Raw genomic sequence first — 24,757 nt, 5'->3', positions numbered from 1 at the left:
CTCTCCTGTGCCGTCCAACGCAAAAGCGTCCGTCCGGATTGGTTCCCCAAGGCCATTCGTAGGCCTTCCGGTAAGCTAGAGTTCGATTTCCTCCCTCGGTCCTTCCGAGGCTGAAGGGGCACTGGAATCGGCCACCCAGAGCATTCCGTCGATCACTTCCGCCAGTCCGGCCACTGTCGGGCGCTCGAAGAGGTTGCGAAGCTGCACGTCGACGCCGAAGGTCTCCCGCATGCGCGACACCGCCCGCATCACGAGGAGCGAGTGCCCGCCCAGGCCGAAGAAGTTGTCGTCACGGCCGATCGACTCGACCTTTAGGAGATCGCACCACAGCGCGGCCAGCGTCTTCTCGGTCTCCGTCGAGGGGGCGACGAAGTCTTGTGCAGGCTGGATGTTTTCCGCCGTCGGCTCGGGAAGCGCGGAGCGGTCGATCTTGCCGTTGGACGTGAGCGGCATCCGTTCGAGGCGAACATAGTGCGTCGGAATCATGGACTCCAAGAGTTCTTCGGCGAGGTGGGCGCGCAGGTCCGCCACGGTCAGGGGTTTCGACGTGACATAGTAGGCCACAAGTCGTGCGATGCCGTCTTCGGCCGCTGGCGGTTCGACATAGCCGATTTGGGCCATAATCTCCTTGATGCGGGGTACGTCCAGCTCGTCGTTGAGTTCGTCAATGGCTTCATCGCGCGTCTTCTGGCCGAGACGCACATCCCAGCTGTAGGGAAGGGCGTAATTGTGATGTCCCCGCTGCTTCTTATGAACGTAGATGCCGACGTCGTTGATGAGGCAGTTCGTGGAGCGTCCTGTATCCGCAGGCCGATCCCATCCCGCCTGCGTCTTCAGGAAGTCGAGCATGTCCTCCAGAGGGACGCTCCAGTAGCGGTAGAAGTCGATGAACTTCACTTCCTCGAATAATGAGTCGTTCCGGAAGGCATCCACGTCGAGAAAGCGCGACACAGCATCCTCGCGGCGGTGATACTCCTTGCGCGCCTCGGCGATGAGCGCGTCCAGACGGGCCGGATCGTAGTCGTCCCGCTTGAAGACCTCCTCGGTCAGGCGCGTCTCAAAGAACTGGCCGCGGGACAACCCCGTCACGATGTACCCGATCCCTCGCTCGCGGGCGACGTTCGTGGCCAGGGTGTAGATCGTCTTGAAGCAGCCGTTGCAGACGTTCGCGAACCGTTTCAGGCTGTCGACGAAGATCTCGTTCATATGCGGCGTGCTTCCCCAGTGGTGATCCACGCCGAGGGAGTTCACGAGCCGCCTGATATTGGCCTTGGCTCCTTCCGAAATGAAACCGTTGTCGAGGGTGAAGGTAAGCGGCTTCACCCCCATGGCGACGAGCTTGCACAGCATAAAACTGCTGTCTTTGCCGCCGCTCAACAGCACGATGCAGTCGTAAGGTCCCTTCTTGTTACCCCGCATCTCCGCGATGAGAACCTGGAGGTCATCCGATGTCTTGAAATAGGTCTGCGCCTTGTCGACATAGGTGTCGAAGGCCCGGCATAGATTGCAGACGCCTGCCGCATCGAATGTCGTGCCAGGCAGGCCGGACTCAACACCGCACCGTTCGCAATAACGCACATGTGTCGCTGGTTTCGCCACCGAGGTGGCGATGGCAGCGACAGCGCACTCCTGAACGTGCGGGTGCTTCAGAAGCCGCGCTTCGATCTCGCCCAGCTCGACACGCGCGCCACCAACCTTCACCTGATGATCGGCGCGGCCGAGAAAGTCCAGGCGCCCTTCCGAGTTCCAGCGGGCAAGATCGCCCGTCTTGTACAGCCGCAGCTTCGAAAACCCATCTCGGGGATCCGTGGCCGTGAGGAAACGCTCGTCGGTCAGGTCAGGGCGATTGAAATAGCCTCTCGCGAGACCGTCGCCGGCAATGAACATCTCACCGATGATGCCAGGGGCGGTGGGTTGATGTGCCTTGTTGAGGACGTAGATGCCCGCATTGGCGGCCGGAACGCCGATCGACACCGATGCGGATTGATCCCGGTCGATGTCGAAACGGTGAATCATGCAGCCAACAGTGGCTTCGGTTGGCCCGTACTCGTTGTAGATCTCGATACGATGGGGGATGGCTTTCGTGATATCGCGAGCCAACTCGGTTTTGAAGTCCTCACCACCCACGATGAACTTGCGCAGCCTTGTGGTCTCAAGATTGCGGTCGCGGATCATCGCGAGATGCGCCGGCGTCAGCTTCATGATATCGACGGCATTGTCGTCGATGACCTTGAGCACGACCATGCTCTGGACTCCGGGATCACCAAGATAGACCACGATGCGGCCGCCGGTGATGAGTGGCGTGAAGAGCGTCGTGACGGTCAGGTCGAAGGCGAGGGATGAGAAAAGGGGCCATGCGAGACGTTCGCCGGAACTGTACACCCGAGCGGCCCACCAGATATAGTTCATCAGGTTCCGGTGCTCGATCACGACGCCCTTGGGCGTGCCGGTCGAGCCGGAGGTGAAGATGATATAGGCGGCGCCGTCCGGAGTGGCAGCGGACGGTCGGGCCGAGTCCGGCTGATTCAAAATCGACCCGAAATCGGCGTCGAGCACGAAAATGTCGGCAAGGTTCGGGGAAATGACGGATTGCAGGCGCGCCTGAGTGATCGCCACCGGCGCCCGCCCGTCGGTCCCGTTGGCAATGTCCTTCAGGATTGTTGCCAGACGCCCCTTCGGCGTTGCCGCATCCACCGGTACATAGGCTGCGCCGGACTTCAGGACGCCTAAGATCGCGACGACGACTTCAATGGAGTGCTCCATGAACACAACGGCAATTTGACCCGGCCCCACGCCGGTCGAGCTCAGATGCGTGGCCATCTGGTTGGAGCGTTCGTTGAGCTGCTGGTACGTCAGCGTTGCATCGCCGAAGCGGATCGCTTCAGCGTCAGGACTACTCGTCGCCTGGTCGCGGAAGAGATCGATGATCGTCCTGTCCGACGGGTAAGGCGCTGCAGTGGCGTTGTACCCGACAACCAGCGCCTGATGATCGGCATCTTTCAGCAGGGGAAGCGCTATGCCCTCCGCCGCGATAGGTAGGACTTCATTCATGAGATACGCTCCCCATCTCGCGGAAATCAAAAAATCAAATCACGTCAATCGTTCAGCTTTTTGGGTTGCCTGGCGATAAAGCTCTGCGATGGCAGGTGCGTCCGGTTCCTCCAGCATAAGGGGATCGTTGCAGTCCTCGGGCCCGAAATAAAATTCGGCATGGGGCACCACTCGAAGCCATCGGTGAGGTGCGGCACCCGATCGCAGCCAGGCCTTGTTCGGAAGGAATATGCATACTCGACCCGAATACGGAGTGGGAATGTACCGCCGCAAAGCCGTGATCGCCGTGGATTTGAGTCGAGCTCTGCTCGCCAGCACCGGATCTGTCGTGACAGGCTCTTTGCTTTTGCGAACGAGGGTCACGAGGGCGCGGACGCGCTCGCTGAGATTCCGGAGGCGACTGCCGAAATATCGGAGACGGGCGCCGAATGTCGGCAGCTTCGCCATCTCTCGCAGGAACGAATGGGCGCTGCGCTTGGCAAAGAAATACACCAGACGCGGCAATTCCTTATAGGTGGTGGGGTGAAGAGGGCCAAAGAGCGCTATGCATGGGATCTCCGCTCCGCGTTGACCCAGGATTTTCGCCAGTTCGAAAGCGGTTGCAGCGCCGGAGCAGTAACCGGCGATGATGTACGGACCGGTGGGCTGATATTCGACGATCTGGCGGGCGAAGTACTCGGCGATATCTTCGACGCAGTCCATCGGCTCGCTCTGCCCATCGAAGCCAGACGGTTGGAGTGCATAAAACGGTTGATCGCCGCCCAGGTGCTTCGACAGGTCCGAGAATGAGAAGGGCGCCCCGATATGCCCGGGTACGGCGTAAATGGGCGTGCGTGTTCCGCGAGACTGCAGGGGAATGATTGCAGGCTGTTGCCGGGCCGCCGCCGTGGCCATATTCAGAAACGCGATGATCTCGCCCTTCCGGTCCCGCAACTGGTCGCGAAACTCGGCCGTCAATGCGCCAGCTGGGGCGTTGCACCGCAGCCGGTCACCCTCTACCCAGACCTTGATGTCCTTGACCGCGAGATCTGCGAGAAGCTCCGGGAACTGCATCACGTCCGCCGACATAGGGCCTTCCGATCACTTTCTTCATGATTCACGACGGAGCCAAAGTGGTTCCCGCGTCCCAGCTCCTCCAGCACGACGGTTTCATCGATGAAACTGCCGCCTCTTTCTCCGTACGCCCGGGACATGTCAGTGAAGCGCTGTCCCGTGTTCTCGACTACGCCCCACCGCGAAGTGTGGGAACAAGTGCGGTTCGAATGAACTTGCGTGCAGTCCAATGGAATTGGTTGAGCTCCTCGTTTATCCGCAGTGCATCGTAAGTGAATGATGGCATCGCGGACACTTCAATTCCGGACTACCACTCAATTCCAGACTACCACGGTCCCGATGTACCCAGGCTTCGGTATGAACCTACGCACAGCCCAATCCCTTTCATCCCAAGAAAGGGGCTGTCCTAAGCCGCACCCCAGGGCCTTAGAGATAGCCTCCAGCCGGGTCCAGCGCCGGAGGAAGCCTTGCAGCCGGTCTTGCGGACCAAGGGCGGTGTAGGACCCATACTCGGAGGCGGAAAAGCAGAGCGCTGCGATCTCGTCCGCTTCGGGCACAGGGAGAACTGCCTCGATGTCCACCCCGACCTCCTGCCTGGTCGAGAGGGCGACGACCGCGACATCTCCGGATCGTGAGACGCTGAAGCGCAAATCGCGAGCAGGCATGCGGTGCGAGAGGTGGGGTTTGCCTAGGCGTCCATATTCTAGTTCGACGTCGGACGGCGAGATTCCCAGTTTGGAAGCGAGGACCCGGCGCAGCTGCCCACGGGTAGCGACAAAGCGGAGGCGGTCCCGCTCCAGTCTCAACCCCTCGGCGCGCCGACGTTCCTCTTCGTTGAGGCAAACGCCTATCGCGCGGATGACGTTCTGCTCCGCATCGAGCATGAATGCCAGGACCTCCAAATTATCATTCTCGAGAACCGGCATTATGATCCCGGGTCTCAGCTCGACTTTATCCAAAAAGTTTGAAGGAGGCGGTGCCGGCTCCACAAGAGGCTGACTGACGCCGAATCTGACGGGTCGAATTAATCGATGTCCCGGCCGAGTCGAGACAGCATGAAAATTCCGGCTCGCGCCCAATGCGCCATGGCGATCGTCCCCGCCCGCGCCAGAAAATTGGATACAGTCGAGCTCTGGGCAGCAGTCAGAAGTCATGCGTGATTCCGATCGCTGGGAGCGCTCATGCGCACAAGTGCAATTCTTTCTAATGAACGGCAGGGCCATTCATTAGGATTTCCCCGATGAAACAATCAGGAATGGGCGAACGCAAGGAGCGCCTGGTGGATATTTTGATGTATGGATGGGCTACATCAAAAGACCCAGACACGCTGCTGCTCGCAAGGGGTCTGCCGGAGGCGAAACTGCCAAACTTAGCTTGCCGGATTGACAATGAACTCGCGGTCCAATGATCTCCTGCTCTGACGAGCAAGGCTGCTGCGCCGGGTTTGGCCTGGATGCGGTATTACGTCAGATCAAAGCAATCTCCGCGCTTCGCTTGCGCGGCCGAGTGACCGCCTGGGCGATGGGCTTTTGCTGCTGGACGGCGGAAGCCTCCCGGCCCGCCCGCGAGGCTTTTATGCCTTATGGAAGACTTGGTTATTGGAACGACGACGCGATAGCGCCGTCAGTTAAGATCCAATTCGGATTACCTCTTCTGGTCGCGTCCCTACAGGTGGTGTAGCTCGGCGGTAGCGAAGCCGCTTGCGAGCGCGCTCTCGATAGCGCTGTAGCGAGCGAGCGGCTTTGCGGTGGTCATCGACAGTTCGCCGGTAAGGTCGGGTTGCTGACACCAACCTGATTCGAAGGAACCATCGATAACCGACGACATAATGAACCTGCGCGCGCTCGTAGAGAAGACTCCGGATTCCGATCTCTTGCGCGAGATGATTGGCTTTGCCGCCGAGCGGCTGATGGAACTGGAGGTTGGGGCCGCCACCGGCGCCGCCTATGGCGAGAAGAGCCCGTTGCGCACGGCCCAGCGCAACGGCTATCGCGAGCGCGACTGGGAGACGCGCGCCGGCACCGTCGAGCTGCGCATCCCCAAGCTCAGGAAGGGCTCCTATTTCCCCGGTTTCCTAGAACCGCGCCGCATGGCCGAGAAGGCGCTGACCGCCGTCATCCAGGAGGCCTACGTCCAGGGGATCTCGACCCGCTCGGTCGACGACCTGGTCAAGGCAATGGGCATGAGCGGCATCTCCAAAAGCCAGGTCAGCCGGCTGTGCGAAGAGATCGACGGCAAGGTCAAAGCGTTCCTTGAAAGACCCATCGAGGGCGACTGGCCATATCTGTGGATCGACGCCACCTTCCTGAAGGTGCGCCGCGGCGGCCGCATCGTCTCGGTCGCCGTCATCATCGCTGTCGGCGTCAACGCGGACGGCCGGCGCGAGGTGCTGGGCATGGAGGTCGGCACGTCTGAGGCCGAGCCGATCTGGACGGAGTTCTTGCGCAAGCTGACCCGCCGCGGCCTGCGCGGCGTCAAGCTCGTCGTCTCCGATGCCCATGAAGGCATCAAGGCGGCCGTCACCAAGGTGCTGTGCGCGACATGGCAGAGGTGCCGCGTCCACTTCATGAGGAACGTGCTGGCCCATGCCGGCAAGAGCGGGCGCCGCGTCGTCTCCGCTTTCATCGCCACCGCCTTCGCCCAGGAAACGCCCGGGGCCGCAAGCACGCAATGGCGCGCCGTCGCCGACCAGATCCGGCCGAAGGTGCCGAAGCTGGCGACAATCATGGACGACGCCGAGCCCGACGTGCTTGCCTACATGACTTTCCCCAAGGAGCACCGCGCCAAGCTGCACTCGACCAACCCGATCGAGCGCCTCAACGGCGAGATCAAGCGGCGCACCGAGGTCATCGGCATCTTCCCAAATGATGACGCCATCGTCCGCCTGGTTGGCGCGATCTTGCTCGAACAGAACGACGAATGGGCCGTGCAGCGCGCCAGATACATGACGCTGGAAACCATCAGCCAAATGAGCGATGATCCGCTCATCAGCCTGCCAGCCGTGGCACGCTGATCAGCCCGGCCCCCATGCCGGAGAGCGCGGCGACCAAGCCGTCAGCTACACCACTCCCTGGGACACGATCCTGAGACAATCAGCACCTCAACCCTGGTTGATCTTTCCGGTACGTTTGAAATCGGTTTAGTTTTGACGGGGCGCCAGATCACGGGGCAGCGTTTCTTTCGCGGCTTTTGCTGACTCTAGCAGCGCCGGACGTCCCAGCGCCAGCAGGCGTTATTAATCCGATGAGTCGGTGGATAGAAACAGCCGGCGCCAAGGAGCCGGGCCGAGATGAAATCCCTGAATTCATCGCGCCAGGCGTGGGTTGGATCAAGCTCTAATCGTGGATCTGGCTGCCCGGCGGCGTCGCAATAGCCGACATGACAGAGTGATTGATGCCACAGAGGGGCGGAGATCCCCACTTGCCCATCCACCCGGCCAACGGTTGGCTCGACAATCCGAAAGCCGCCGTACGCTGGTCGCGCTGTGTTCCATGCTGGCGAAAGGAGGAAGCGCATTGTCAGGTCCTCCAATTCCTCGGCGACTTCCGGCGCCGCCCAGCAACTAGCGGTAACGCCGATCTGAGACGGCCAGGAACGGCGTTTGCGGCCCGTAAAGGCGACCGAAGTACCGGGGCGGCGCTATCACCGGCCGGCACACTGATGTTGGCGAGCGTCCGCCGATAAACGGTCCTGTCGGCCGCTGCGGTGAACCTCGCCCTGCTGGCGGCGTGGACCAAAGCACGGGCAGAAAGGGGCCGACAGGGCGGCTACTTGTAATCTATGGCTCCAGCGGTAGGAGTCGAACCTACAAGCCTTTCGGCGTCGCATTAACAGTGCGATGCGTCTACCAATTTCGCCACGCTGAAACATAGAATAGATAGACAAATCCAACCTCTCCTTGGCCTGCCGAAGGGCCGAACCCCCGACGATCGATTGTCCAAGAACCTGCCCCCAATATTTGATGCAGAGTGGCAGCTCCTTTTTTTCGACACTTCAAGCCGCGGCCTGTCTCATGTGAGTAGCAATGGTCCCTAGCACCCGCTTGGCACCGCGCAGCTTTGCCTCTATGCGGCGCTCTGGACTGTCTCTGCCTATTGCGATCCACTTCATAGGATGCTCCGCATTAGCCAGGCGGGACTTGTGCCCGGCGGAGCCTGCCAGAAAATCGTAGCCGCACTCCCCGCGTCCGATGCTGTCCTCAATAGCCAGCACATGGCTGATAAGCCCGGGTTTGAGCCGGCCATCGCGCTCAAACAGAAAGCCGCTTTGATAGTTGAGAACACGGCCGTCATGCACGAAATTGTACAAGACCCCAATTGTCTGGTCCCCGGCCAACGTCCGTGAGATGCGAACGGTCCCCAAGGGAACTCCGCGCGCAATGAGTTCCTCGTGAAACCGACGGAAGCTCGGATTGGCAAAGGATCCTTTGTGTCCCCACCGCGCCTGATGAAGCTCGGCGAGCAAATCAAACGCGACGAGCGCCTCCGATGTCGCTTCCACGGTCCGGAACTCAATGGGGCCGCGTTCCGCATATAGCCGCATGGCACGGCTTACCGCCTGGCGAGTATTGCGGCCCAATGTGGCGCGGTAATTTCCGCCTTTCTGGCGGACCTTCGCGAAGTCAATCCACCGTGCCGAATCTTCCGCTTTCACCTCGGTAAGGAGCCCAGCCCGGCCTGCGATGCGACAAGCGGCCAGCTCAAAGTCCGGATCAATTCCGGAGAGCACCAGCTGGTCAGAGTAGCGCAAGTGATGCGCTAAGGCCTCGAGGCATGCCACCCGAGTTGCATCGGCCAAGGATCGCTCCGCAAGAATATTGTTGTACTCGATGAACAGTCGATCGAAACGAACATCTCCGGTTTCATTGAGCAGCCAACGCGCCCGCGGATGCCGCCCGAAACTCCAGGCCCTCCGGCGGCAAATAATCGCCAACCCAACGATCCTGCTTGAAGTACGAGCGACTAGAACATGTGGTTGCGCGCTCCCCGGCAGATGCCGCAGCCAAGTTCCGATCCAGAGCCAGGACAGATAGAATGAGTGAGTTGCTCGCGCTTCGAGCTCCTTCCAAACGGTCTCCAGTCTCGCAATGTCCGGCAAAGCCTGCACGGTAACGTCAATGACCGTATCCTGGCGCATTGCTCGTTCTACTGAAGCCACACGATAGGGTTCCGCACCAATGGCTGAGACATCAAGAGGTCCTGACGTACAGCCATCTTCCTGATACTTTGCGCACTGCGGCGGGAATGTCAGGAGTATCCTCGCTGCGCGCTGCTGTTCGTCCATGAAGCACTCGGGTTTGTCCTATTTGGAGAAGTCTCCTATCGCCAGCGCGTGAAGTGAAGACCCTATTCCTGACTACTCACGGCGGGCTATAGTCTATGCCAATGTTCCGAACTCCTGGGCGGAGGCGGACATGTTCCTGATTATAAACGCGATCTAATGTTCCGGCCGCCGGAAGACGAATTGCCATGCCCAGGGCATAATACCCAGCTGGCTGTGAAACCGAGCGGCCCAGCGCAGGGCCTTGGGGATAGCCTCGGCCCGATAGTTGAAGTCCCGGGCCAGCACCGTCGAGAAGCCTGCAGCGGCGGCCGCTTTCTTCACATGCCGCATCGTGACGATGAAGAAATGGGCCTTCTCGAAGTCCCATCCCGTCGGTGTCAGCCTCCAGTAAAGCGGCTGAAGCTTGCGGGGCACGAAACCGAAGAACGGCAGGCGGCTGTGGGATTCGATCGGGAAATACGGATTGGGGATCTGCCCGACCAGGATCCCGCCTGGAGCCAACACCCGGTAGATCTCCCTCATGCTCGCGTTGTGCAGGGCCGGTTTGATGTGCTCGAACACGTTCGCCAGGGCTACGCAGTCAAAGCTTTTATTGCCGAAGGGCAGGGCGTGGGCGGCGCCCGGGAACATCTCCAGGCCGGCTTCGGACCGCGTCGGGCGGTCGAGATCCGGTTCGATGCCTTGCCAGCTCAGCGTGGTCGCGGCGGCGTAGCGGTCGGTCAGTTCCCCGTTCTGGCACCCGATGTCTAGCGCCTTGCCGGTGCAGAAGTGGACATGCTCGTCGATGAGGCGACTCAAGCCGTCGGCGAGATGGTGGTTTCGCGCTTCCCACTCTTCTTCCGATTGGAGCGCGCCCCGGCCGTGGAGGGCGTCCCCTTCCTGCTTCGTCCCGATGAGTTCATCCATTAAATCAATCCTTTTGCTAGGCATCAATTCGGACCGATCCTCTACTCCGCCACCACGCGGGAAGGCTCGACATCGTTGGGGTTGGATGCGGCCGGCAAACTCTCGCCTGTCGGCGACGAAGTCGGGACCGGTGAACCGGCCGGCTTGCTTGGCCCGTTTTCGCCCACGATGATGTTGACGAGGTCACCTGGCTGCAACAGGGTCATCCCGACGGACTCAATGCTGACCGGCCCGGCTGCCGATTGCCGCACGATTTGATAGGTTGCGCTGTTCGCGTCCTTAGCAAACTGGACGCGGGTCACCGGCAACGTGTACAGGACGCCTTCGCTGGTATTCAACTCGCGCACATTGGCCGCGATCTGGCTCTCCGTGGTCTCGATCTCGACCTCCAGATCGTTCCTGAGGTCGGCCCCGGTCCGCAACACCTCAGACTCCAGCGAAGCGAGGCGCTGGTTGGCGCTCGCGTATTGGTTGAGGGCGTCCTGCCGACGTTGTTCCGCATCGGACAACTCACTCTGGATCTGATCCATCACCGCCATGCTGAGAACTTTGCGGTCCACGAGCGTGCGCATGTTGTTGACGCGCTCCTGGCGCAGCTTGACGAGTTTGTCGAGCGACTCCATGCGCCCATAAGCGACGACATCATGCCTGGCCGCCTCCAGCGCACGCAGGTTCGCGCGCTCGCGATCCTTGTGCGCCGTGGCGACGGCCTTGCGCCGGTCGCTCTGCTCGTCGACGAGGTTAGCCGCTTCGGTCGCGCCGGCCAGTTCCAGCAGCTGGCGCGGGATAGTGGGTGCCGTACCGTCGCGCTCGGCCTTCAGCACCGCCGCGCGCGCGAGCAACTTCAACATGGCATCGATCGCCCCGCTCCGCTTCTGGGTCTCACGTACGGCTTCGATCTTCTGCCACGGCTCGCTCTCAGCCCGATCGAGTCCGCCGGCCAGCGCGATCGCATGCAGGATCGTCATGCCGGGCGCGTACTTGAACGAGCCCGGATTCTTGACCGGCCCCAGCACGTAAATGGGCGGGCGCTCCAGCGGCAGGATGTTGACCAGCCCCTTGTGGCCCAGCAGTTGATTGAAGGTTTCCGCCAGGTCGGCCTGCACCTGTTGCGTTGACCGGTTGGCGACCGGAATGGAGCCAAGCAAGGGCACGGAAATCGTGCCGTCCTCTTGGACAATATATTCGCCGCTCAGTTCCGGACGCTGCAGGATGCCGTGGAAGGCCGAGGACGCGGCCCCCCACTTGTCTTCCTCGACGTCGACGCGCTCGTAGAATGCGACCTTGAGGCGGTCGCCGACGCCAAACAGGGCTCCGGTTGGCATGCCTGGCGCCTTGCTGAGGGTTTTGGGGCGCTCGGCACTCGTGGGGACGGCAGGGACGACGCTCGGTTCGACCGAGGCCGCAGCCGATGCATCCGGTCCCGTCCTGAGGGTTTTGGGGAGCTCGGTACTAGTGGGGGGGACCGTAGGGACGGCGCTCCGTTCGACCGAGGCTATAGCCGACGCATCCGGTCTCGACACGATCGCGCGGGAGGGTTCGGCCGTGGCTCGGACCGGATGTTCTTGCCAGCTATCGATAGCAGCAGACACCTTCTGCACCACGGCTCCGGAGACATCCTCGACCTTTTGCACCACGGCTTCGGAGGCATGCTCGACCTTCTGCATCACGGCGCCGGAAGCATCCTCGACCTTCTGCACCACGGCTTCGGAGGCATCCTCGACCTTCTGCATCACGGGTCCGGAGACATCCTTGACCTTCTCCATCACGGCTTCGGAGGCATCCTCGACCTTCTGCATCACGGGTCCGGAGACATCCTTGACCTTCTGTACCACGGCTCTGGAAACCTCCATGGCCCTCCCGTTTCTGACCGCGCCCCCTCCCACGGCGGCGACCCCGCACAGCCCGAAGACAAGCAGGAGGGCCTTCAATCCCCTGCGGGGGGCCGCCTGTGACGGGGAAGGGACGGGTTCGGAATTGCATTCTGTATCCATGGCCATGACGCGTGGCTTTCATTTTCAATGGTGGCCATCCCGTCCCGAACTGGTCGAGCACGGGTCGACGAGCAAGGCTCTGCCTTATCGTGACCCTTCACCGCCAGCCGCACAACTATCCCTTTGTGGGCACTCCTTCCGGATAAACCACCGCCTTGTGCGAACTCGTAGATGACCAGATTGCTGCGCTGCAGGAGAACTTCTTTGATGGTAACCGAACAAAGCGATCGACCGCAACGAGAGCCGGAAAGGTTGGTTTCACCGACGCAACCTCTCGAACCGCCTGCGGCCCCAACATGCATTCGCGGGATGGCTGGGCCGTTTCCAACTTCATCCAGGCCCTGGAGAACGAGTCGATCACGATCTCCGGCTCCGATCATTTCTGCTACGTCGATGACCTGATCGACGGCTTGACTTCGCCTGATGAATGAAGAGGCGACCTCGACGAAGCCGTCAACCTTGGCAATCCTATTGAGGTAGCAATGGCAGAACTGGCCCGCCTCACTCATTTCTCTCGCCGGATCTCACCAGGCTCGAATTCCGGCTCCTGCCAAAGGACTTCCCCGGCAGTGCTGCCCCGATATGGGCCGCCCCAGGGGCCGCGCCAGGCAACTCCTCTATTGCTCACCGCAGGTGCAACGCAAGGAGCGGCTCGGCAGACCATCGCCCATTTCGATGCCCGGAAGGCATCCGTGCTTCCGTGCTGTTGTGGGCGCTGCGCCGCGTCGCCCTGGTCCACACCCAGTCGCCACTGCCAGCTGTGGCGCGTTGCTCCTCAAGCTGCTGAGGCTCGGGCGCTGCTCAGGATCAGCGCGCGCCGCGTCAAGATCGCCTTCGCCTTGGCTTGCGGCGTCATCCCAAAATGGCGGCTGGTCGCGGCGCTCCCCCTAGGCCCGCGATTCTCCCGCTGATACGCGGCGCCGCCCCGCGCCAGGCCGGCGGCCCCACCCAGGCCCCACGGGAGACCAAGCCCGGCAACTCTCGCGGCCCCCGTAGCCGGCGCCACGATGGTGCTGGCCCGCCCGGAGCGGCTGAAAGCCAGGGCTCGCATCCCTCACCAAGGCCTCAGGCTTGAGAATCCGGGGTAGCCCTCGACGAATCTACCCTACGCCTAAAGAGGGTGTTCTTGTCCAGGGTTATCCTAGCGTAAGGTCACATGGTCAAAGAAAAACTATGCGTGGAGCGCCTTGCGAGACGCGCGTACCTTTTGTCGCGCCAGGGGAGGCTACGATGACAACGAAATCCTTGATGACCACAAAATCTTTTATAACAGTGCTTGTCAGTCCAAGCGAGTTACTCCGCGAGGGCCTTGTTCTAATTCTGGATGCAGCAAAGTTTCGCATTCTTTTCTCTGCGGCTTGTGTTCACGACCTTCTGCAGAAGCCGCTACCCAAGCACCGGTCCATCTTGCTCATCATGGATGTCGACGGTACTCATGCGGATGCTGGATTTGCACAAATTGCAGAGTTTAAAGCGATGTATCCGACCAGCCATGTCGTTGCGCTAGCCGATCACTGTCGTCCGAACGATATAGTTTCAGCCCTTCGTGCGGGGGCTGACTCGTATTTGACAAAAGTTGCCGCTCACGACACCTTCATCAAAGCTCTCGAATTGGTTATGCTAGGGCAGACGGTCCTACCTGCAGAAACTTCGACGTTTATTCAGGACATAAGACATGGTCTCAAATATGATGCGGTACATGAGTTTACAAATGTGTCTGTTACAATGGAGAACGCTGAGCGAGAACCATCAATGTTGTCAACTCGGGAAAATTGTATTATACGTTGCTTGATCGCTGGGGAGTCTAACAAGACAATCGCACGCAAGATTAACATCGCCGAAGCGACGGTGAAGGTACACGTGAAGGCCATCCTTCGAAAGATTCGGGTCGGCAACCGTACCCAGGCTGCAGTTTGGGCGATGAACCATGGTATGCTCACTTCCGCTCCTGGCAATGGCCCGTCAGGGACCGAAAAGACCGCATCTCAGCCTTCTCCCCATCCGCAAGAGCTACTCGAAGCACAAAAGGAGTACCTCCTTCTCAAGAACACTCATCCGATGTGACCGCCTCCGCGTCTTCGGGCTGGTGACCTGTACGCTCAATTATGCTGTCGCACGAAGGAGACCCCGGTCGACCGATGCGACGAACTCCCAGTACATTAGATCCCGATGCTGAAAACCGCAATTTTGAGATGGTCTCAGGTCCCCGCAACCACACCTTTCTACGATGCACTTTCCAAGCTACGCCCTGATACGAGGTTCCGCGATCAAGAACGCGTAGGTTCAAATCACCCCCGGCGATGGTAGCGTAAGGAGGGTGCAGTAGAGACGGGATCGCAATGGGCGCTGAGGTGGACCCCGCCAATGGGACCACGACCCGGCCTTTTGTGGTTGCCGTCGCGGATTTCGAAGACAGGGACTTCCACGCCCACAGCCGATCGATAAAGCAGTGGCTGACGGATGTAAGATCACGGGTTTCATCCCGACGTGGTGTTAACCCAGGCCAGGTTCGACGCCCATCAGGACCAGCGGGAGGTCAACCAACTGACCTGGAACGTCTTCCGCGATCATCTGGTGCTCAATGCCGCCCCGAAATGGGACGGCGACCTTTGTCAGCCCAATGCCTATCGTGCCGCTCACGGCCGACGTGCTGGAACGCAAGATCGAGCTCCTCGACAAGCACTTCGGAACGCAGCGCTCCAAGGACTGGTTCGACCGCCAGACACTCGCTGGGCTTCCGAGGTTGCGCTGGATGGAATGCCGGGCACCCGAGCATTTCGCCGAGGCTTCACGCTCCGGAAGGCCAAAATTCTTTAGCAGTTTGCACACATTCTCTCGCAAAAAACGTGCGGGGCGACCATCGAAAAATGGAGTGGGCCTTGAACTCATCGGGCGATCTGCTAACTATTCGTCTGCGGCGGTCCGGCAAAAAGACATCTACAAGGAAAGATAGTACAGAACTAGCCAATCATGCCGACCGTTTTTACTATCCATTTTGAAGTTGAGGGATTCATCAAAGTGGGCAAGACAAAAATTGCTCCTGGATTTTCGTTCAAGAAAGCCCGGATCGGAACGGTCGAGGGCGGAGAATCCGGGGTTCTGGTGTGGAAATGGGACCAACTGGTCGCGGTCCTTACTCAGATCGACGAGGAAGCCTACTCCACGAAAGGCAAATGGTTCCTCGAAACAGGTTTCGGGCTGCTGAGCGGGCAGCACAAGAATTTCGATACGATCGAAGAAGCCATAAGATGGGTGGCCAGACACACTTTCCCTGACACTGCAGATGGATCAGCGGCAGGAAGTTAACCCGAATCGCGGTCAGCTTCCGAGCTGACGGAAGTCGCGCATTTCCCTTTTCAAGCGGTCGTCCTCCAGGCCAGTTTCCTGCCGGCGGGAATCTTCTTGGCTTTGCGTGCCGCCCTGTGCGGGTCCCGGCGAAGCCCTTCGGCGACACCTAGACCCGTTTGTCAGACGGCCGTCACCTTATTGGTCCGCAACCGAAGTGAGGTCGTGCTCATCACCGCCAGTCACCGTCGGCGGCCGCTATCATCTTCATGGCAGCCGCCTCGTCGCGGGTGTAGCTGACGACGAGAGCGGGATGAGCACTCCACGCCTGAATGTCCTGCAGGAACAGGGGACGGTATGTCTACGCCGGCTTGCCGTCGGGTCGAGCGGCGAGAGCTTCTGCGGCCGCATGCGGACCACTGCCTCTGACACTGCCCCCTTGGAACAGCTTTCCAGAGGACTGCAGAACAAGATCATCGCGACGATACCGGGCGCTTCGGAGCACCCCGCCAAAATCCCCTACAGCATATTATCAGAAAGCTCACGGCAACGAACCCACCGGGGCGGGGGGCCGCTGGATCTCGGGCGGCTCCCGGATGCCATTCACTGCAACGGAGATCTCCCGACTTTCACTAAGACGGCCCGCCGGGATTCACCCGAGGCTGGCCGTCTTATTGCTTGGGATACGCTTCGGCAAGAGTTCCTTCCGCGAAGAGATCGTTGACTTTGTAGGCGACTTCCGTGCGGTTGGTCGCCTTCAGCTTCTTCATGATATTTCGGATGTGGACCTTCACGGTGCTTTCGCGCAGGTTCAGTTCGTAGGCGATGATCTTGTTCGCCTTTCCGCGCCGGAGCGCTTGGGCGACCTCGGCCTGCCTGAGCGTGAACATGCCTGTCAAAGGCTGCGTGTCGCGGCTGCCCGAACCTATCAGGTGGCGCATGCAAAGGACACTGCTCGCCGGGACGAAGATGCCTCCCGCTGCCGCAAGGTTGATAGCCTCGACACAGACATCGATTTCGACCGAGGTCGGAATGTAGCCGCGTGCGCCGCATTCGAGAGCGGTCAGTATGTGTGCAAGGTCTTCGGTGTCGGCCAGGATAACCACAGGGACTGATTTGAATTCGGACGAAATATGCCTAATCTCGTCTGCGATGCCATAATCGGTGACCTTCCGGCCGCCAAGGTTGAAGAGTATGGCTGCAAGGGGGGGTGCCGAGCCCTTCTTCACGCGCCATTCATCGATCGAACCCATGGCGGCGATCTCCATGCCGAGTTCGTGGTCCGCGAGAGCCGATGCGAGACACTCGCGGCCTAGAGCCCTTCCGTCCAGGATGAGGAGGCATCCCCTGCCTCCTTGGCCGTGGAGACTTTCCGTTCCGCTGGACAGCACTCCTGACCGATTGGCCGTGTGTTTACGCCGTCCTGCTGTGGAACCCATGTCAATCCCCAATCTTTTCGCACAAGCCGCGTTGCGGCTGCCAAAACACCCCTCATTCTTCGCAATCTGAAAGCTTGAATACGCTGCCCTGTGTTTGAATGCGCTTGTGATCGAACACCCAGCCCTTGTGAAAGCGTGAGGCTCACCCAGCAGTCTTCAGCAGTTCTTCGCCCCTAGCCGAGAACAGCTTGTGCAGCCTATCGTCTATTTATAAGCGTTCTCTAACATAAGTTAATTTTTAGAAAATTTCGCGTCGACGGTCGCCTGAGGCATGTGTTGAGACCGCGTCACCCCGCCTTGAAGCTCCCGCGAGTTCGATCGTGACGCGCGGGTCCGGTCAGGTTCAATCTCTTTGGCCATGTGCCAACCGTTGGAATGCTTCCCGACCGCTTAAGGAATGCCAAGGAGTGGGATAGCTCTGCGAGGTTGACTAACCGGGTAGGCGATGATGCCATTCTCAGGATGGGACCGCTCAGCCAAACCCCAAGCCCAGCAGCCATTCGAGGGAGGATCGGTAGTTCTTCGCGATTGTGGACGAGAAATCCTGAAGGTGGATATTGGCATGACCAGGGCGCAGTTCGTGGCATCCGTGGCCAAGCGCTTTAGGTCCAAGAACACCTGGCTGTATCTGCCGCAGTTTATGGGCAGCTTACACGCATTTCGGCAGCACGTTCTCCTCATGCGATAGGCCATGGTGCCGTCGGTCATGATAATCGGGCCTTTGCCGCTGCCCTCGTCAAGATAGATTGCGGGCCCGCCAGGTAAGCCGCGCACTAAGCATCGTCTGGAACTGCTCAAGCGACGGCGCACTGTCGTCTTCCAGCAGAAATTTTGCTGATGGCCTACGCGCTGGCGCCCAGCACCGCGCCGCAGGCGGCGACGCGGAAGTTCGCGAGACGGTTGAACCCGAGCTAGAGGGAATAACCTTTACCTGAGGTACTCGCTGTCGAATCCGGCTGTCTTGACCAGCTTCTTGCGGTTGATCACCTCTACATGGCCTGCCTTGAAAGCGACGAGATCGGCCTTGCGGAGTTCCCTCAACGTCCGATTGAGGTGAACGGTGGTCATTCCGAGGATGTCGGCCAATTCGTGCTGGGTAAGGGGACACTCATATCTTCCATGGGCCGACAGGCCAACGATCGAGAGCCTCTCCTCCAACTCGAGCAGGAAATGGGCGGTGCGGCTCATCGCGTTCCGCCGCCCGGCATTCATGAGATGTTCGGCAAGGATGGCGTTCAGGCGGGCTAGGGAGCAGGCGATGGTCTTCCCAAGGCGGCCTTCCGACAAGATGGCCTCTATCAGTTTCTTGCTGGAAATTTCATAAACAGCTAGTTCGGTTATGGACGCCAGGGACGCTAAACGGGGTCCGTCCACGGAACGGAAACCGACAATGTCCCCCCGCAGAGGAGTGTCGATGATCTGGCGTTCTCCGTCCAGTAGTCCGCGGTAAAGGAGGGCCCAACCCGATTTTACGATGAATATCCCATCGTTGTTGTCATCCTGGCGGGATATCACCGAATGGGGTTTGTAAATTCTTGCGGTAACACCGAGAAAATCGTTGTTACCCCAATCGTCCTTCGAGAATGTCCCCCCTACGGGATGCGAGTGTATGAACTGCAACAGTGTTTGCATGTTGCTTCAATTTCCGCACAACCTACAATAATTTCTCCCGCACGAGTTTGACAGAAGGACCACCCACGGTAGAGGCAGCATGGCCTACTGTCCTCGTCTGTTCGAATGAGGTAGACTGCGTTTAGATCAAGGGGTTGCAAGCATCAGGCGGTCAAGTCTTCCGGCTCCGGCGAGACGATCTACGCCAATCCCTGCAGAAGTGTAGTGAGATCATTGCTCAGCAGCAGCTAGCCTGCACGAAGCAAGGGCGGAGCCTATCCAGACTCGCATCTTTACGAGCACTTCGGGCTCGTACGTCTGACCCGACTTGGACGTGGCGTGTCGTGGCTGAAGGCGTGAGTACTTGTCCGAGAGCCGGATGCGGGAGATCTGCAGGTCCGGTTCGATGAGCGGGGTGTGGAAACGGAGCCAAGGTTGAATCAATAAGGCAAGACAAGACGAAGGGGCGGCAAACAGATATGTTCAACCTACCGCCATTGCGCCACACCTCGACTCTACCGTTTCTTCGCGTTCACCAAGGGCGAAGAAACGCGGAAGGCTGGCATCTGATTGACGGTCGGAAACGCGCGGTCGCGCCAGTTGTCGCACCTCATTAGACCGTTTCGAGCCGGCTGAACCGAACCGGGATGAGTTTGCGAGTCTTCAGTTGCCCTGCCGAATCCTTGTCGATGACCGTCAGCAACTGCACATCTTCAGGTCCCACAGGCATAACCAGGCGTCCCCCCGGCTTGAGCTGCTCAAGCAAGGCCGGCGGCGCCCGCCCAGCCGCCACGGTGACCAGGATCTTGTCGTATGGGGCGTGCTCAGGCCAGCCGCGCGACCCGTCTCCGACACGAATGCCGACATTGGATAAGCCGAGGCCCTGCAGCAGAGCCTCGGCATGGCTTGCGAATTCCTCGATGATTTCGACGCTCCAAACTTGCCCGGCGAGCTCCGCGAGAATTGCGGTTTGATAGCCCAGGCCGGTGCCGATCTCGAGCACCGCCTCGTGCGGTTGCAGCGCGAGGAGATCGGTCATGAGAGCGACGATGAAAGGCTGCGAGACGGTTTTATCGAAGCCGATCGGCAGCGGCATGTCCTGGTAGGCATAAGGTGCAACCGAGGCTGGCACGAAGAGATGCCGCGGCACTCGCCGCATCGCTGCCATCACCTGCTCATCGAGCGCCGCCTTGCCGAGTTCTTCGCTTGCAAGGTCGGTATGGATTGCAATCATCTCGACCATGTGCCTGCGTAGGACCGCGAGATGCTCTTCGTTCATTGGCTTCATGACGGTGGGGCTTCCCTCAACCAGCTTGCTGCCAGAGAGCCTTATATCCTGTTCGTCACGGTAGCGCCCGCGATCATTTCCATTGCGGGTGCCCAGGGCAAGCGTGGGTGACAGTCACAGTCTTGGCAGGCTATCGCCGGCGGCGACTCTTGAGATTCTGGGCGCGCCGCAAGGGTCGGATCGATCTGCGACTCAGACGATTATCCGCGCCGCCCGCCCGAGCGTGCGTTCCGCGTCATTGTAGTAGTTCGAGGCCTGCTGCACAGAGCGATGCTGCGACTGCTGCATGGCTTCGGGCAACGGAATGCCGCGGCGTGCGGTTTCGGTGAGATAGCCGGAGCGCAGGCCGTGGGCGGAGAAGGCTTGCGGATCGAACCCGGCCTCGGCGATGCGGCGCTTCAGGATCAGATTGACGGCCTGCGGCGTCAGGGCGCGCGCTTCGAGATTGCCCCAGCGGTCGATGCCGCGAAACACGGCGCCTTCAGTGACGCCGGCGCGCTCGAGCCACGCTCGCAGCACCGTCACCGGCCGGCCGACGAGCAGCACGAAAGCGTCGCCATCGGCCTGTGTCGTCTTGGTCCGGCCGAGCCGGATTTTTAGGCAGGGAATTTTTTGCCCCTCTGAATCCTTGGGATCCGCGGGCACCGGCTCTTCTTCGATGAGCTGTTCGACGCGGAGGTCAGAAACCTCGCTGCGGCGGCGACCGCCCGAGGCGAAGGCGGTGATGAGCAGCGCGCGATCGCGCATGTCGACGAGGCGGTCGCCGGCGCAGGCCTTCAGGAGGGCGGTCAAAATGTCAGCGGTCACCGCTTTCTTGCTCTTGCGGTTCCGCGGCCGGGCGCCGGCGCGCACCGCCAGTCTGATGGCGCTCTGCAGCCCCGGCGCGTTGAAGTTTCCGACAAGTCCGCGCCATCTGGTCAAGGTGGACCAGCTCGACAGGCGCCGGCGCACGGTGGACGGCGCATGCGGTCTTTTTGTCACCCGTAACAGGCCCTGGGCTACCAGCGACGCCGCTATGTCAGCCGGCATGCCATGGGTCGGATCACTCTCGCGCCGGGAAGAATCCCACAGGTGGTGGGCGACGAATTTGATCAAAAGCGTTTCCGGCGCCGGCCAGGGCAGCGGAGAACCGGTGGCGGCAAAAGACCATGCCTCGAGATAGCCAAGGTCGGAGGCCAGCGCCCGGAGAGAGTTTGCGCCGATGCCTTCTTTGGCCAGGTGGCGCAGCGTTGCGACATCGTCGTCGGTCAGGATTTCGGCCAAAAGATCGCGCCGGTCGAAGGGCAGCACCGAATCCAATGCGTCGAGCGCCTCGGCGCGTCGAACACCATTGCCAGGTGGCCGAGCGACGAGGTCAGTTGCCATTGGCGAGCGGTCCGAAAATGCGGACTCCCTTGCCGCGCGCGGCAACGGCGAACTTGCGATCGAGGGTCGCCAGCGGCAACTCGGTTTCGATGGCCAGCGCAAGGTAGGCGGCGTCATAGGCACTGAGACCGTGCGCGGCCGCTAGCGCCAGCACCGCGCCGTCCGACCCGCCGCCGGCGTCCTCCAGCGGCAATCGGCGCAGCCGTGCCATGGCGGTGGCCGCTTCGCCTGCGGCGATGCGGCTACGCCGCTCGGCCATCAGCACGACACTGCGCGCCTCGTGCCAGAACAGCGACGGCACCGGCGATCGCCCCGTCAGGCCGGCAACCAGGGTCTCGGCGACCGCGCTGTGCTCCTCCGGCAGCAGCCAGGCCGCGGCTATGGACGCGTCCAGGACGAGACGCATCAGTAACGGTGGCCTTCATGCTTCCAGGCCAGAATTTCCTCGGTGGTGACAGGTTTTGCGTGGGCCCGCGCGGCGCGGACCTCTTCGATCAAGGCGCCCAGATCCTGGTTTTGGGGAAGGCGGGACAGCTTGGCAATGGGATCGTTGCCGCGCGAAATGATCACCTCCTCACCGGCCTCGACCTTAGCGAGCAGTTCCGAAAGGTGGGTTTTGGCCTCGCCAATTTTCACCGTGATGGTCATTGTTTTGTCCTCGTAGGAGCTTGCTGTGCGCTATGCGACTCGCGTCGCGCTGAGCCCAGCCATGCACGACAAACACGGTTCTGCACCACGATAGCGCCGATTCCGCAGGTTGGTCAAGCCTTGGTCTGATCGCTATCGATAAGAGAGAATTATCGATAGTGAGAAGGCCCGAGAAAATCCCCTGCAAGTCAGCTTAAATGCCGGATAGCTTGACTATCGCTGAAGGCGCAGCGGTAGTCGGCAAGTCAATGGTCCTCGCTTGCCAGTTCTACGACCGCCGCCTCGCTGCAGAGCCGACGATGCTCTTTGTTAGGTTCGTGCCCAACCAAGAGTAGGGCTTTCGGTCGCAGATGCTAAGGAGGCACTAGGTTTCCCTCTTCCTTGGCCGCTTCGAGAAACGCCCTGCGGACCACTTCGGGTTTCACCTGATCGATCATGGCATCCATGCAGAGCTGCACTGCGCTGTGCCACTTGGGGCCACGCTTGGTCCACTGCAACAGTTGCTCGGCGGCTCCCTCGACGTTGTTGCACTGATAAGCAATGCCAGGACGGGTGGTCCTTACGGAGACCGGCGGAGAGAACCAATGGAGCGACATTCGTACATAAGCGACGGCTTAACTAAGAGTTCCCTCAACCACGCCCGGTTCGAGCAAGGATCGGGTAAACCGGCTCGGGGCCTTACTCCTCCGGCCAGCCCTGTTGCGGAACCTATTCACTGGCCGCAAGGTTTGGGTGGAAGGTCAGGAGTATGCCATGAGTTCCAAAGCTGGGGATGGCCAGCTCTCTTTCATTGAGTTCCAGTCGCCCACGCTGGTCGAGAATGCGCCCGAGGGCGGCGAATGGCTTCACGAGATCAAATACGACGGCTACCGCACCGAGCTGATCATTGAGGGCGGTAAAGCGCGGGCCTTCACGCGTCGTGGCTACGACTGGTCGCATCGATACCGACGAATTGTTCAAACAGCGGCGGGCTTGCCGGTGAAGGCGGCGATCATCGACGGGGAGGCTGTCGTTCTCGGCGACAGCGGCCTGCCGGATTACCAAGCCTTGGAACGGGAGTTGGGCAATCCAGACTCGGCGAGGCTCATCTTCTACGCGTTCGACCTGCTGCACCTCAACGGGCGCGATCTACGACAGCAGCCGCTGGTGAGGCGCAAGGCAGCCCTAGAGAAGCTGCTTAAGAACTCAGCGCCGACACTGACCTATGCCGAGCATCTGGAGGTGAGCGGCACGGACGTGTTTGAACATGCCTGCCGAATGGGCTTGGAGGGGATTGTCTCCAAGCGCACCGATGCCACGTACCGCTCGGGTATCCAGACAAGTTGGCTCAAAGTGAAGTGCATCAAGAGCGACACCTTCCCCATTGTCGCTTTCGTGGAAAAGCTCGGCGCTCACCCGCGCCGGATCGCATCGCTCTACATAGGCCGTCGCGAGGGCGACCGACTGCTCTATGCCGGGAAGGCTCGCAGCGGCTACACCTTGAGCGCTGCGCGACTGGTTCGAGAGCGGCTTGACCCGCTGATCATCAGCAAGTCGCCTCTGTCAGAGCCCATTGTGAAACCGAAGGCGACATGGGTCAGACCAGACGTGCTGGCCGAGGTGCAATTCAGTGGCGTAACAGATCGCGGCGTGCTGCGTGAAGCCGTGTTCAAGGGTCTGCGAGAAGACCTCGTGGCGATCCCGGCCAAGCCTCCTGCGCCATCAAAGCGACGTGGGCCAGCCCGGGAATATGGCGTTCCCAGCGAGAACATCCTGCAACTGCTGCCCGAGGCGGTCTCGCCGTCCAAAGAAGAGCTTGCGCGCTATTGGCAGAGGGTTGCCGATCACGCACTTGTCCATCTCGGCCACCGACCGCTGAAGCTGGTCCGCCATGCTCTCGGCGCAACCTTTTACCACAAGGGCGCGCTGCCGAAGATCCCGCCAGCAGTGCATCAGTTGCGCGTTCAGAAGCGCGAGGGTGGCGAAGGTGTGCGCGTGTGGGTGGACGACCTTGCCGGCCTGCTAGGGCTGGTCGAGATGGATGCTGTAGAGCTGCATCCTTGGAATGCCACCGTTGATGACATCGAGCATGCCGACCGCATCGTTCTGGACCTCGACCCGGGTGAGGGGGTCGAGTGGGATGAGGTCATCCGGACCGCGCTAGCGCTCCGCGACATCATGGAACCAGAAGGTCTGGAGAGCTGGCCGAAGGTGACGGGCGGCAAGGGAATTCACCTGATGGCCCCACTTGCGACGAAGATCACGCACGACAATGCCCGGCTCCTTGCCCGGTCGTTCGCCAAGCGCCTCGCTGAAGCTCATCCTGATCGCTATCTGCTCTCCGCCGCACCGGCAGCCCGAAAGGGCCGCATCTTCATTGATTACCTCCGCAATGGGCGCGGCAACACGGCGGTCGGCGCCTTCTCCCCACGAGCGCGACCTGGCTTCCCAATCGCTCATCCCGTGACCTGGAGCCAGGTTGAGGCAGCCATCCGTCCAGATGCCTTCACCATCGACCGTCCGTTCAGGGCGGCCGTCAGAAAGGCAGCGTGACGATCAAGGGCAGGAAACGAAATTCCCGGCAGGGATTTTTGTCAGCAGTCGGCGAAGACGCCTAGCCGAACAATGGATCACTCAACTATTTGCCGCAGAGGTCGAGCTCTATCCAGGCGAGCGCATGATCACTCGGCTTTTCCCAACCTCGCAAATCAGCGTCCACGCCGGCATCACGTAACCTGTTCGAAAGTGATGGGCTCACGAGGAGATGATCCATTCGGAGGCCGGAACTCCGATCATAACCGCCCCGGTAGGAGAAGTTCCAATACGTGTAGATGCCTTTCTGTGGATGGATGCGG

At 60.5% G+C, this 24,757-nt stretch carries 20 protein-coding genes and 1 tRNA gene; 7 read left to right on the top strand and 14 right to left on the bottom strand.

Annotated features, from left to right (window positions below; genetic code table 11):
• Positions 1-75: 75 nt before the first annotated feature.
• The 3 genes from NKJ09_RS27720 to NKJ09_RS32550 form a co-directional block, all read right to left on the bottom strand.
• A complete protein-coding gene (locus NKJ09_RS27720; protein WP_352496271.1) occupies positions 76-3,051 on the bottom strand; it encodes an amino acid adenylation domain-containing protein in 2,976 nt (991 codons plus the stop codon).
• A gap of 39 nt (positions 3,052-3,090) precedes the next feature.
• Positions 3,091-4,119 carry a TubC N-terminal docking domain-related protein gene (locus tag NKJ09_RS27715; protein WP_352496270.1) on the bottom strand — a complete coding sequence of 343 codons (1,029 nt, stop codon included), beginning with the start codon at positions 4,117-4,119 and terminating at the stop codon, positions 3,091-3,093.
• Positions 4,120-4,418: 299 nt separating this feature from the next.
• Complete coding sequence (locus NKJ09_RS32550; RefSeq protein ID WP_352496269.1) at positions 4,419-4,988, bottom strand: 4'-phosphopantetheinyl transferase family protein; 570 nt, start codon at positions 4,986-4,988, stop codon at positions 4,419-4,421.
• Between the two features lie 356 nt (positions 4,989-5,344).
• On the opposite strand from NKJ09_RS32550, the gene NKJ09_RS27705 reads away from it, so the two are divergent.
• Entirely contained in the window at positions 5,345-5,512 is a 168-nt protein-coding gene (locus NKJ09_RS27705; RefSeq protein ID WP_352496268.1) for a hypothetical protein, read from the top strand.
• Between the two features lie 405 nt (positions 5,513-5,917).
• On the top strand, positions 5,918-7,117 hold the full coding sequence (locus tag NKJ09_RS27700; protein ID WP_352764157.1) for an IS256 family transposase: 1,200 nt from the start codon (positions 5,918-5,920) through the stop codon (positions 7,115-7,117).
• A gap of 768 nt (positions 7,118-7,885) precedes the next feature.
• Here the strand turns inward: NKJ09_RS27700 and NKJ09_RS27695 are convergent.
• The 4 genes from NKJ09_RS27695 to NKJ09_RS27680 all read right to left on the bottom strand — a co-directional run bounded on the left by NKJ09_RS27695 (position 7,886) and on the right by NKJ09_RS27680 (position 12,128).
• Positions 7,886-7,970 (bottom strand) — tRNA-Asn (locus NKJ09_RS27695).
• Between the two features lie 127 nt (positions 7,971-8,097).
• Positions 8,098-9,387 (bottom strand): GNAT family N-acetyltransferase, encoded by a 1,290-nt coding sequence (locus NKJ09_RS27690; RefSeq protein ID WP_352496230.1) that lies wholly within the window; start codon positions 9,385-9,387, stop codon positions 8,098-8,100.
• Positions 9,388-9,540: 153 nt separating this feature from the next.
• Entirely contained in the window at positions 9,541-10,293 is a 753-nt protein-coding gene (locus NKJ09_RS27685) for a class I SAM-dependent methyltransferase (RefSeq protein WP_352496229.1), read from the bottom strand.
• Positions 10,294-10,334: 41 nt separating this feature from the next.
• Complete coding sequence (locus tag NKJ09_RS27680) at positions 10,335-12,128, bottom strand: polysaccharide biosynthesis/export family protein (RefSeq protein ID WP_352536466.1); 1,794 nt, start codon at positions 12,126-12,128, stop codon at positions 10,335-10,337.
• A 455-nt stretch (positions 12,129-12,583) separates the two neighbouring features.
• On the opposite strand from NKJ09_RS27680, the gene NKJ09_RS27675 reads away from it, so the two are divergent.
• The 4 genes from NKJ09_RS27675 (at position 12,584) to NKJ09_RS27660 (ending at position 15,593) form a co-directional block, all read left to right on the top strand.
• The gene (locus NKJ09_RS27675) at positions 12,584-12,718 is read left to right on the top strand and encodes a hypothetical protein (RefSeq protein WP_352516127.1); all 135 of its coding nucleotides are present in this window, start codon (positions 12,584-12,586) and stop codon (positions 12,716-12,718) included.
• A gap of 799 nt (positions 12,719-13,517) precedes the next feature.
• Positions 13,518-14,351: a LuxR C-terminal-related transcriptional regulator gene (locus tag NKJ09_RS27670; protein ID WP_352496226.1), complete on the top strand. Its 834-nt coding sequence runs from the start codon at positions 13,518-13,520 to the stop codon at positions 14,349-14,351.
• Positions 14,352-14,907: 556 nt separating this feature from the next.
• Complete coding sequence (locus NKJ09_RS32545) at positions 14,908-15,240, top strand: hypothetical protein (RefSeq protein WP_502897876.1); 333 nt, start codon at positions 14,908-14,910, stop codon at positions 15,238-15,240.
• A 17-nt stretch (positions 15,241-15,257) separates the two neighbouring features.
• Positions 15,258-15,593: a hypothetical protein gene (locus NKJ09_RS27660; RefSeq protein ID WP_352496225.1), complete on the top strand. Its 336-nt coding sequence runs from the start codon at positions 15,258-15,260 to the stop codon at positions 15,591-15,593.
• A 650-nt stretch (positions 15,594-16,243) separates the two neighbouring features.
• Here the strand turns inward: NKJ09_RS27660 and NKJ09_RS27655 are convergent.
• The 7 genes from NKJ09_RS27655 to NKJ09_RS27625 all read right to left on the bottom strand — a co-directional run bounded on the left by NKJ09_RS27655 (position 16,244) and on the right by NKJ09_RS27625 (position 22,519).
• The gene (locus NKJ09_RS27655) at positions 16,244-17,011 is read right to left on the bottom strand and encodes a LuxR C-terminal-related transcriptional regulator (RefSeq protein ID WP_352496224.1); all 768 of its coding nucleotides are present in this window, start codon (positions 17,009-17,011) and stop codon (positions 16,244-16,246) included.
• Positions 17,012-17,938: 927 nt separating this feature from the next.
• Positions 17,939-18,643, bottom strand: coding sequence for a Crp/Fnr family transcriptional regulator (locus NKJ09_RS27650; RefSeq protein ID WP_352496223.1), 705 nt, complete (start codon positions 18,641-18,643; stop codon positions 17,939-17,941).
• 592 nt (positions 18,644-19,235) lie between these two features.
• Positions 19,236-19,910 carry a protein-L-isoaspartate(D-aspartate) O-methyltransferase gene (locus NKJ09_RS27645; protein ID WP_352496222.1) on the bottom strand — a complete coding sequence of 225 codons (675 nt, stop codon included), beginning with the start codon at positions 19,908-19,910 and terminating at the stop codon, positions 19,236-19,238.
• A 192-nt stretch (positions 19,911-20,102) separates the two neighbouring features.
• Entirely contained in the window at positions 20,103-21,275 is a 1,173-nt protein-coding gene (locus tag NKJ09_RS27640; RefSeq protein WP_352496221.1) for a site-specific integrase, read from the bottom strand.
• Positions 21,265-21,681, bottom strand: coding sequence for a type II toxin-antitoxin system VapC family toxin (locus NKJ09_RS27635; RefSeq protein WP_352496220.1), 417 nt, complete (start codon positions 21,679-21,681; stop codon positions 21,265-21,267). The genes NKJ09_RS27640 and NKJ09_RS27635 overlap by 11 nt, the downstream gene beginning before the upstream one ends.
• Positions 21,681-21,923 carry a type II toxin-antitoxin system Phd/YefM family antitoxin gene (locus tag NKJ09_RS27630; protein ID WP_031195006.1) on the bottom strand — a complete coding sequence of 81 codons (243 nt, stop codon included), beginning with the start codon at positions 21,921-21,923 and terminating at the stop codon, positions 21,681-21,683. The genes NKJ09_RS27635 and NKJ09_RS27630 overlap by 1 nt, the downstream gene beginning before the upstream one ends.
• A 353-nt stretch (positions 21,924-22,276) precedes the next feature.
• The gene (locus NKJ09_RS27625; protein ID WP_352484268.1) at positions 22,277-22,519 is read right to left on the bottom strand and encodes a DUF982 domain-containing protein; all 243 of its coding nucleotides are present in this window, start codon (positions 22,517-22,519) and stop codon (positions 22,277-22,279) included.
• Positions 22,520-22,676: 157 nt separating this feature from the next.
• Here NKJ09_RS27625 and ligD point away from each other — a divergent pair, with 157 nt between their 5' ends.
• Positions 22,677-24,455 carry a DNA ligase D gene (gene ligD, locus NKJ09_RS27620; protein ID WP_352496219.1) on the top strand — a complete coding sequence of 593 codons (1,779 nt, stop codon included), beginning with the start codon at positions 22,677-22,679 and terminating at the stop codon, positions 24,453-24,455.
• The last annotated feature ends 302 nt before the right edge of the window (positions 24,456-24,757 follow it).

The sequence above is a fragment of the Mesorhizobium sp. M0189 genome, from assembly GCF_040322135.1.
Classification (GTDB): domain Bacteria; phylum Pseudomonadota; class Alphaproteobacteria; order Rhizobiales; family Rhizobiaceae; genus Mesorhizobium.
Note: the sequence above shows the minus strand (reverse complement) of the source record. Positions and strands in the feature narration are given on the sequence as shown.

What these genes read in the sequence shown, in the direction of transcription:
- NKJ09_RS27720 (WP_352496271.1), bottom strand. Translation starts at nt 3,051, where the DNA reads ATGAATGAAGTCCTACCTATCGCGGCGGAGGGCATAGCGCTTCCCCTG.
- NKJ09_RS27715 (WP_352496270.1), bottom strand. Translation starts at nt 4,119, where the DNA reads ATGTCGGCGGACGTGATGCAGTTCCCGGAGCTTCTCGCAGATCTCGCG.
- NKJ09_RS32550 (WP_352496269.1), bottom strand. Translation starts at nt 4,988, where the DNA reads ATGCTCGATGCGGAGCAGAACGTCATCCGCGCGATAGGCGTTTGCCTC.
- NKJ09_RS27705 (WP_352496268.1), top strand. Translation starts at nt 5,345, where the DNA reads ATGAAACAATCAGGAATGGGCGAACGCAAGGAGCGCCTGGTGGATATT.
- NKJ09_RS27690 (WP_352496230.1), bottom strand. Translation starts at nt 9,387, where the DNA reads ATGGACGAACAGCAGCGCGCAGCGAGGATACTCCTGACATTCCCGCCG.
- NKJ09_RS27685 (WP_352496229.1), bottom strand. Translation starts at nt 10,293, where the DNA reads ATGGATGAACTCATCGGGACGAAGCAGGAAGGGGACGCCCTCCACGGC.
- NKJ09_RS27675 (WP_352516127.1), top strand. Translation starts at nt 12,584, where the DNA reads ATGCATTCGCGGGATGGCTGGGCCGTTTCCAACTTCATCCAGGCCCTG.
- NKJ09_RS27670 (WP_352496226.1), top strand. Translation starts at nt 13,518, where the DNA reads ATGACAACGAAATCCTTGATGACCACAAAATCTTTTATAACAGTGCTT.
- NKJ09_RS32545 (WP_502897876.1), top strand. Translation starts at nt 14,908, where the DNA reads ATGCCTATCGTGCCGCTCACGGCCGACGTGCTGGAACGCAAGATCGAG.
- NKJ09_RS27660 (WP_352496225.1), top strand. Translation starts at nt 15,258, where the DNA reads ATGCCGACCGTTTTTACTATCCATTTTGAAGTTGAGGGATTCATCAAA.
- NKJ09_RS27655 (WP_352496224.1), bottom strand. Translation starts at nt 17,011, where the DNA reads ATGGGTTCCACAGCAGGACGGCGTAAACACACGGCCAATCGGTCAGGA.
- NKJ09_RS27650 (WP_352496223.1), bottom strand. Translation starts at nt 18,643, where the DNA reads ATGCAAACACTGTTGCAGTTCATACACTCGCATCCCGTAGGGGGGACA.
- NKJ09_RS27645 (WP_352496222.1), bottom strand. Translation starts at nt 19,910, where the DNA reads ATGAAGCCAATGAACGAAGAGCATCTCGCGGTCCTACGCAGGCACATG.
- NKJ09_RS27640 (WP_352496221.1), bottom strand. Translation starts at nt 21,275, where the DNA reads ATGGCAACTGACCTCGTCGCTCGGCCACCTGGCAATGGTGTTCGACGC.
- NKJ09_RS27635 (WP_352496220.1), bottom strand. Translation starts at nt 21,681, where the DNA reads ATGCGTCTCGTCCTGGACGCGTCCATAGCCGCGGCCTGGCTGCTGCCG.
- NKJ09_RS27630 (WP_031195006.1), bottom strand. Translation starts at nt 21,923, where the DNA reads ATGACCATCACGGTGAAAATTGGCGAGGCCAAAACCCACCTTTCGGAA.
- NKJ09_RS27625 (WP_352484268.1), bottom strand. Translation starts at nt 22,519, where the DNA reads ATGTCGCTCCATTGGTTCTCTCCGCCGGTCTCCGTAAGGACCACCCGT.
- ligD (WP_352496219.1), top strand. Translation starts at nt 22,677, where the DNA reads ATGAGTTCCAAAGCTGGGGATGGCCAGCTCTCTTTCATTGAGTTCCAG.